The 6,421-nt window shown below is 69.3% G+C and carries 5 protein-coding genes; 3 read left to right on the top strand and 2 right to left on the bottom strand.

The window, feature by feature from the left end; genetic code table 11:
* Positions 1-18 precede the first annotated feature (18 nt).
* The 3 genes from DMB66_RS36035 (at position 19) to DMB66_RS36025 (ending at position 5,310) form a co-directional block, all read left to right on the top strand.
* Positions 19-666, top strand: a complete 648-nt coding sequence (locus DMB66_RS36035) for a GPP34 family phosphoprotein (RefSeq protein ID WP_255441156.1) — start codon at positions 19-21, stop codon at positions 664-666.
* Positions 667-1,018: 352 nt separating this feature from the next.
* Positions 1,019-1,630, top strand: coding sequence for a hypothetical protein (locus tag DMB66_RS36030; RefSeq protein WP_125808605.1), 612 nt, complete (start codon positions 1,019-1,021; stop codon positions 1,628-1,630).
* An 815-nt stretch (positions 1,631-2,445) separates the two neighbouring features.
* On the top strand, positions 2,446-5,310 hold the full coding sequence (locus tag DMB66_RS36025) for a DEAD/DEAH box helicase (protein WP_199752822.1): 2,865 nt from the start codon (positions 2,446-2,448) through the stop codon (positions 5,308-5,310).
* 456 nt (positions 5,311-5,766) lie between these two features.
* Here the strand turns inward: DMB66_RS36025 and DMB66_RS36020 are convergent, their stop codons facing one another.
* Together DMB66_RS36020 and DMB66_RS36015 are read right to left on the bottom strand one after the other, a co-directional pair.
* Positions 5,767-5,964, bottom strand: a complete 198-nt coding sequence (locus tag DMB66_RS36020) for a DUF397 domain-containing protein (protein WP_125808604.1) — start codon at positions 5,962-5,964, stop codon at positions 5,767-5,769.
* Positions 5,951-6,421, bottom strand: a 471-nt coding sequence (locus tag DMB66_RS36015) for a DUF5753 domain-containing protein (protein WP_233625083.1), incomplete at its 5' end; no start/stop codon positions are given. The genes DMB66_RS36020 and DMB66_RS36015, both read right to left, overlap by 14 nt.

The following is a 6,421-nucleotide window of genomic DNA, read 5'->3' as shown; positions in this document are numbered from 1 at the left end:
CTCGTCCACGACGAGGACGTGCGTCCCCTGGCCACTCCTGGTGCCATCGGCGTGAGCCTGGTCGCGGCGACACTTTCAGACCTGCTGCTGCAAGGACGCATCCGCGTGGAGCAGGGCCGGATCTACCCGATCACTGGGCGCACGGACCCAGCCGCGGAACCGTTCAGCACCGAATTCCTTCAGGTTCTCGCCGAGGAGCGCATACCTCGCCTGGCAGAGGTACTGCGGGGTGTCCGCATCGATCTTCGCAACGAACCGCACGATCTTTACAGGTGGGTCTACGAGCACACCCGGTCCGGGTTGGTCGAGGCCGGGCTACTCCACCAACAACGTCGCGCGGTCCGCGGCAGCCGGTACCAGCTCGCCGAGCGAGAACTCATCTCGTCGATCCGGGAGCAGGTCAACGGCCGCGTGAGGCATCCACACGACCCCGCCGATCTGACTTTGGACGTGCTGTGTGCCCTCGCGTGGGCGTTGGACCTGCACACCATCCTGTCGATGCCGTGCACGGCCCATGAAGCCGACCGGAGCCTGCGCGACATCACCGGGCGGATCCCCGGCCGTGCCGGCCCCGGCTCACCCCTGGCCATCCTGCCCCACCTCATACCGCTGGTCCGCAGGACCGTCGCGGACCTCGCCCGACCTCGCTCGGGAGTCGATCAATGAAAACCTCCCGCCAGCACGGCCACACCGGTTTGCACGACGGCAGAATCCGTCCCTGCGCCCGTGCGGACCGTGCCGGGGCAGCGGGCCGAGCCGTCCTCCCTTCGCCGACGAGGCGCCCAGCCGCGGTGATCGCCTCGTGCAAACGCGCCGCATGCTCATCGGCGAAGCGGGAAAGGCTGCCGGCGGCTGACTCGATACCGGTGGCAAGCGCGGCGGATGCGCCGGACGAAGGGCCAGCATCATGACGGACGAGAGCAGGAAAGTCCCAGGCCAGCCACCGATCGGCGCCTCTGCGGCAACCCGCGGGACGGGGGGAACGTGCCCGCAGTCCTTGGACCATCTCCGAGGCATCGTGCTCACCAACCCCCGCTTGGCCCAGCGGGTCCTCACCGAGCAGCGCGTCGCGGATCATGTCGTCCGTGAGACCCTGCGCGCCGAAACTCTGATCAGGCTGGGCAACCCGCGCGCCGCCGCCACCGCAGCGACACGCGCGGTCGAAGCAGCTGCGGCGGAGGATCCGGTCGCCCCTGCCCGGCTCCTGCCGGCGGCCGTGGTCCTCGCCGACTGCGCCATCCTCAGCGGTGCGCCTGACGCGGCCAGCGGTTGCATGGATCTGAAGCACCTTGCCCGCGATTACGCGGACCTTCCGCGCATGGTCGTCGCCGTCGCCCTGCGCGGCGTCGCGATCTACCACCAGCGAAGCTGCCGGCATGCCCGGCGCTTGTTCAGCGGACTCCACGTCGCACGAGCACGCGTGACCGGCGTCGATGCCATCGCCGTCGCTCTGGCGGAGGCCCGCGACACCATCGACGCCTGCTGCGCTGCCCGACAGTTTGGCCACAAGCCGCCCGTCCAGCCGCCAGCCTTCACCGCCGGTGGGCTCGTACAATCCGAGCTGACACCGGGTGCACTCGCTGACCGAATTCTGCGCCTGCCAGGCAGCCATGATTGCGCTGCAGTCTGACGGCCACCGTACTAACTGAGCACGTAGCGAAGGTCGACCGGGGTTCCGGGTTCGGCGCCGTTCCGGTTTCAAACACTTGCCTGCCTGAGCCGCGCCGTGGCCCGTGACTCACCGATGGGCGACCGGATGCCGTCGCCCATCATGGACTGTGGATAACACCCCCATGTGAATCTGCGCGGGTCCCGTTCTGCCAGCTCGCGCGACCGAGGCCCCGCAGGTCGGGCACTAGGCACAACCGGCCGGTGCCAGTGCCGTCGCCCCGCGGGTACGGGGGTTGCGGCCTTGTGGATAACTCTGGTTTTCCACAGGCTCGTGTCGAGGCCGCCGAGCTGTCCGTCCGGTTGCATACAGTCAAGAGCGTCGCTGCGTTGCGTACTGGGGGTCTGCGAGTGAGCGAGTCGGGCACGGTCGAACAGGTAGCGTTCGCGCGGTGGCGGGTACGGCTGGCGCCGACCATCGGCCGATTCGCCGAGCCCGGCTGGTCGTACCAGGAGCCCGTGATGCGAGCGTGCCCGCGCTGCGGCGGCCAGCTGCACAGCCTGCGCAAGCCGTACGAGAGCGCCGGCAAGACCTACCGGTACGTTGCACTCGTCTGCCCAGCCTGTCCAGCCTCGTTCGCCCTACCTGACCTCGGGGCGAAAAAGTACGACGACGTGATAAAGCCGGCCCCGCTGACACCGCCTCAAACCTCGACGGCGTCTGCGCCCGCTGCGGCGCCGTCACCGACGATGGCCGGCAACGTCCGCCATCTGATGCGGGCCGTCGGCCGACGGCTACGCCCTGGGGCTGCTCCGGCCGGAGACGATGGATACGTCGTGCTGACACCGCATCACGAGGAGACCGTCACCGTGGCCGGCCAACAGGTGATTGTCGGACCGCCGCAGGACACGTGCGGCGCCGACCTCGAGTCCGGCGTGAGCGTGCGGGTCATCGCCGCGGGTGGCTGGACCTCCGCCCCGACCCCGCCACCGCCGCCCGTGGCGGTGTCCGACCGGGCGCTGCACTGGGTGAAGCTGACCGACCCGACGTCGTGGCGCGGCGCACCCGCCGGGACCGACGTGCGGATCATCCTGCCCGACTCCGAGCGCACCGTGACCTTGCAGGAACGGCTGCGCATCAGCGGAGTGCCGTTCCGGGCGCTGCGCTACTGGGCGGAGGACGAGACAGTCACCACCAACCAGCACCTGGAACTCAGCGCGAACCCGCGCCCATGCGCTCTGACCGACCGGTTCAGCACCGACGTTGCCGCCCTCGTCGGGCCGAGCGCGGCGGCAGCCCGCGACGCCTTCGACATGATCTGGCAGGCCACCGCCCCGCTGCCCTCTGAGCCGCCCGTTCACGTCCCCACCGGGGATCTCGTTCCGCCGCCATGGGTGTCGCTGCTGTCGCACCCCACCTTCAACCCGGCCCAGGCGCAGGTGGTGCCCCGGCTGCTGGCGCATGACCGACACGTGCTGGTCGTAGCGCCGACCGGAGCGGGCAAGACCGAGATCGGGATGGTCGCCGCGCTACAGACCGTCCTCGGGCAACAGCGCAAGGCGGCATGGCTGGTCCCGCAACGCTCCCTGACCGACGAACTGGACACCGAACTCGCCCGGTGGCGCGAGGCCGGGCTGCGCGTCGAGCGCCTGTCCGGCGAGTACGCCGTCGACGTGCAACGGGTCCGCGACGCCGACGTGTGGGTGGCGACCACGGAGAAGTTCGAGGCGCTGTGCCGGGCCGGCTCCGTACGACAGGCCCTCGCCGAGGTCGGCTGCCTGGTCGTGGACGAGATCCACCTGCTCGGCGACGCCTCCCGAGGGCCGGTGCTGGAAGCACTGCTCGCCCGGGTGCGCGGCGAAGCATCGGGCGTGCGGATCGTCGGGCTGTCCGCGACCGTCGCGAACGCCGAGGACATCGCCGGCTGGCTCGGCGCGGAGATGGTCCGCGTCGCGTGGCGGCCCACCCGGCTGACCTGGCAGCTCCCGATGATCACCGCCACCTCGGACTGGAAGGCAGCCAGCGCCACCCGGGCCCGGCTGGCCGCCGCGCTGACCCGGCAGGTCAGCACCGACCGAGGCAGCGTGCTGGTGTTCTGCGGCAGCAAACACAATGTCCGCGCCACCGCCCTCGCGATCGCCGCGGACCGAGGTGCCCGGATCGACGGCATCGATCCAGCCGACCTCGACCGCGTCCACCAGGTATGCGAGCAGGTCGGCATCGGGCTGCACTACAAGGACTGGCCGCACAAACGCGACGCCGAACGGCGCTTCCGCGCCCGCGACCTAGACGTCCTGGTCGCCACCACCACCGTCGCAGCTGGCGTGAACCTGCCTGCCCGCGCAGTCGTCGTCCGCGACACCCAGGTCGGCCTCGACGACATCTCCGTGGCCACGGTGCAGCAGATGTTCGGCCGAGCCGGCCGCGTCGGCGCCGGCGAGACCGAGGGGGACGCCTTCCTGATCTGCGACGAGACCGAACGACCCGCCTGGCAACAGCGCCTCGTCGACGGATACACAGTGCTGTCGCAGATCCTCGCCACCCTGCCCGACCACCTGCTCGCCGAGGCCGTCCAGGGACGCATCTCCACCCTGCGCGAGGCCGAAGCCTGGTGGGAGCAAACCCTTGCCTTCCACCAAGGCGACCGCAGCAGCGAGGTCATCGCCGACGCCGTGACGTTCCTGGTCGCCGGCGGCTACCTCACCAGCAGCGAGCACCCGTCCGGCGATGCCGATCTCACCCCCACAGAGCTGGGCAGCCTCACCGCGCGGCTGATGGTGCCCACGTTCACCGGCGTCGAACTACGCGAAGCGCTCGCCGACCAGCCCGTGCCGACAGACCCTGAACAGGCCGAAGAGCAACTTCTGGACCTGCTCGCCGTCACCATCCCCGAGCTGGCAGAGGCACCCATCGCCGAAGAACTCCGCCCCGCCGTCGCCCGGGTGCTGCAGGCCGCAGGGCGGCTGGACCGGCTCGGCACCACCCGCGCCTACGTCCGAGGCGGCCTCGGCTCGCAGGCCCCATTCTCGCCCGGTGACCTCGCCAAAGCAGCGCTCAAGCTCTGCGCCCACAACCCGACCGCGATGCGTCGCCCCGGCCGTGCCGTCGCCGGCATCCCGACCGCCGCCATGTACCCGATCTGGGAACTCGCCCCACGGTATCTGGGATGGTTGGCCGGGCAGGGCTACCTTGCCAGCATCCACCCCTGGATCGCCGTCGTCGCCGCAGACCTATCTCGCAGAATCCGGTGGCGGGCCGCCAGCCCGCCCCGCGGCGCCGGCCGGCTGTTGTGGATGTGCGAACAGATGGCCACCCCGCTGTTCGCTTCGGCCGACACTCCTGTCCTGTTCGCCACCGCCAGGAAACGAGGAGTCGGCAACCCAGACTGGACCACGAGCGCGCGGCCATCGGGCTGCCGCCTCGATCCCGCGGACTACACCACGCTGCTACGCGACCGGGCCACCGGGACCAGCGTCGACCCATTCGCCTCCGGCGCAAAGGTGACCGCACCGCCCGGAGCCGTCATCACCACCTGGACCGGCACCAACCACGCGGCTCAGCGCTCGACCGGCGACCCACTCGAAATTCCCTATCCCGACGTCGACACCAACGGGCACGCGAGCGGGATCGCGATCTTCACCCGCCGAGGTGACATGCTTGCCAATGGCTGGCTCGAGCCCTACCAATACTGCGCCGTGTAACCCCCGACGCTCGACTGAAGCGACACGCGTGTCGCCGCCCATGATCTTGACTCCCATCTGATCGGCCACGCAGCCTCAAGCCGTGCGGCGCCGGCCGAACAGGCAACGAGTCCCCCTACCGCCGCTCCCGATACCATCGGCGTGAACTGGTCGCGGTGACTCTGAGTGACCTGCTGCCCGTTTTCTTATAGGAATTCCCCCGTTGGGGTGAAGGCCCTGCGTGGTGGGCGACGTCCGGGCCGCCGCCCGCGCGGCGGCCCGTTGTCCGGCGACTGCTTCCATACGCCCGCACCGACGTCCCCGGGGGAGCGTCCCTGAGACGTCTCGCGGAGGCCAATGCACGACCGGCGGGCCGGTAAGCTTGCCGTGACAGCAAAAAACGGCCCCGTGTCGCAGGCCGCAAGGGGTATCCATAACACCAACGGGCGCCCGTCGTTCCAGGGCGCCCGTCGATTCTCAGGTCAGATCGAACTCGCCGTCCTTCGCTCCGCCGATGAAGGCGTCCCACTCGGCTCGCGTGAAGGTCAAGATCGGACCATTCCCGTGCGCCTTGGTGTCCCTGACACCGACAGCGTCGTCGCCGAGCTTTGCCACCTCTACGCACGAGCCGTTGTTGCCGGACCTCGTGGACTTGAACCACTTAACGGGTTCCATCTTTCTTCTCCTGAATCAACTTGATCGACTCCCTGGGCGACAGCGCCAGGGACAGCAGGTGCTTGTGAACATCGGTGAGCCGCCGGATCTCCTCCGGCGATTCCAGGAACAATTCTCCCGCCAGCGTCTCGATATAGCCAAGCGGCGGGTCATCATGGGCGAACGTCAGCACCTCAAAGCCGCCGTGCACGGCGAGGTGAGCGCCCGCCGCGAGCGTCAACACCTGCACCGTGACGTTCGGGAGCGCGGCGACCTTGACGATGTGATCCAGTTGCTCGGACATCGTCTCGGCGCTGCCAACCTCCAGCATCAACGCCTGCTCCGTGATGATCGCGTGCAACCGCAGCGGTGGTTGCCGCACCGTCAGCACTTCTTGACGCTTCAGTCGTGCTTCCACGCGCTGGGCGATCATTTCCTCCTCGGTCTCTCGACCAATGCGGATCACCTCCTGGGCGTA

The organism is Actinoplanes sp. ATCC 53533, assembly GCF_003947245.1.
Note: the sequence above shows the minus strand (reverse complement) of the source record. Positions and strands in the feature narration are given on the sequence as shown.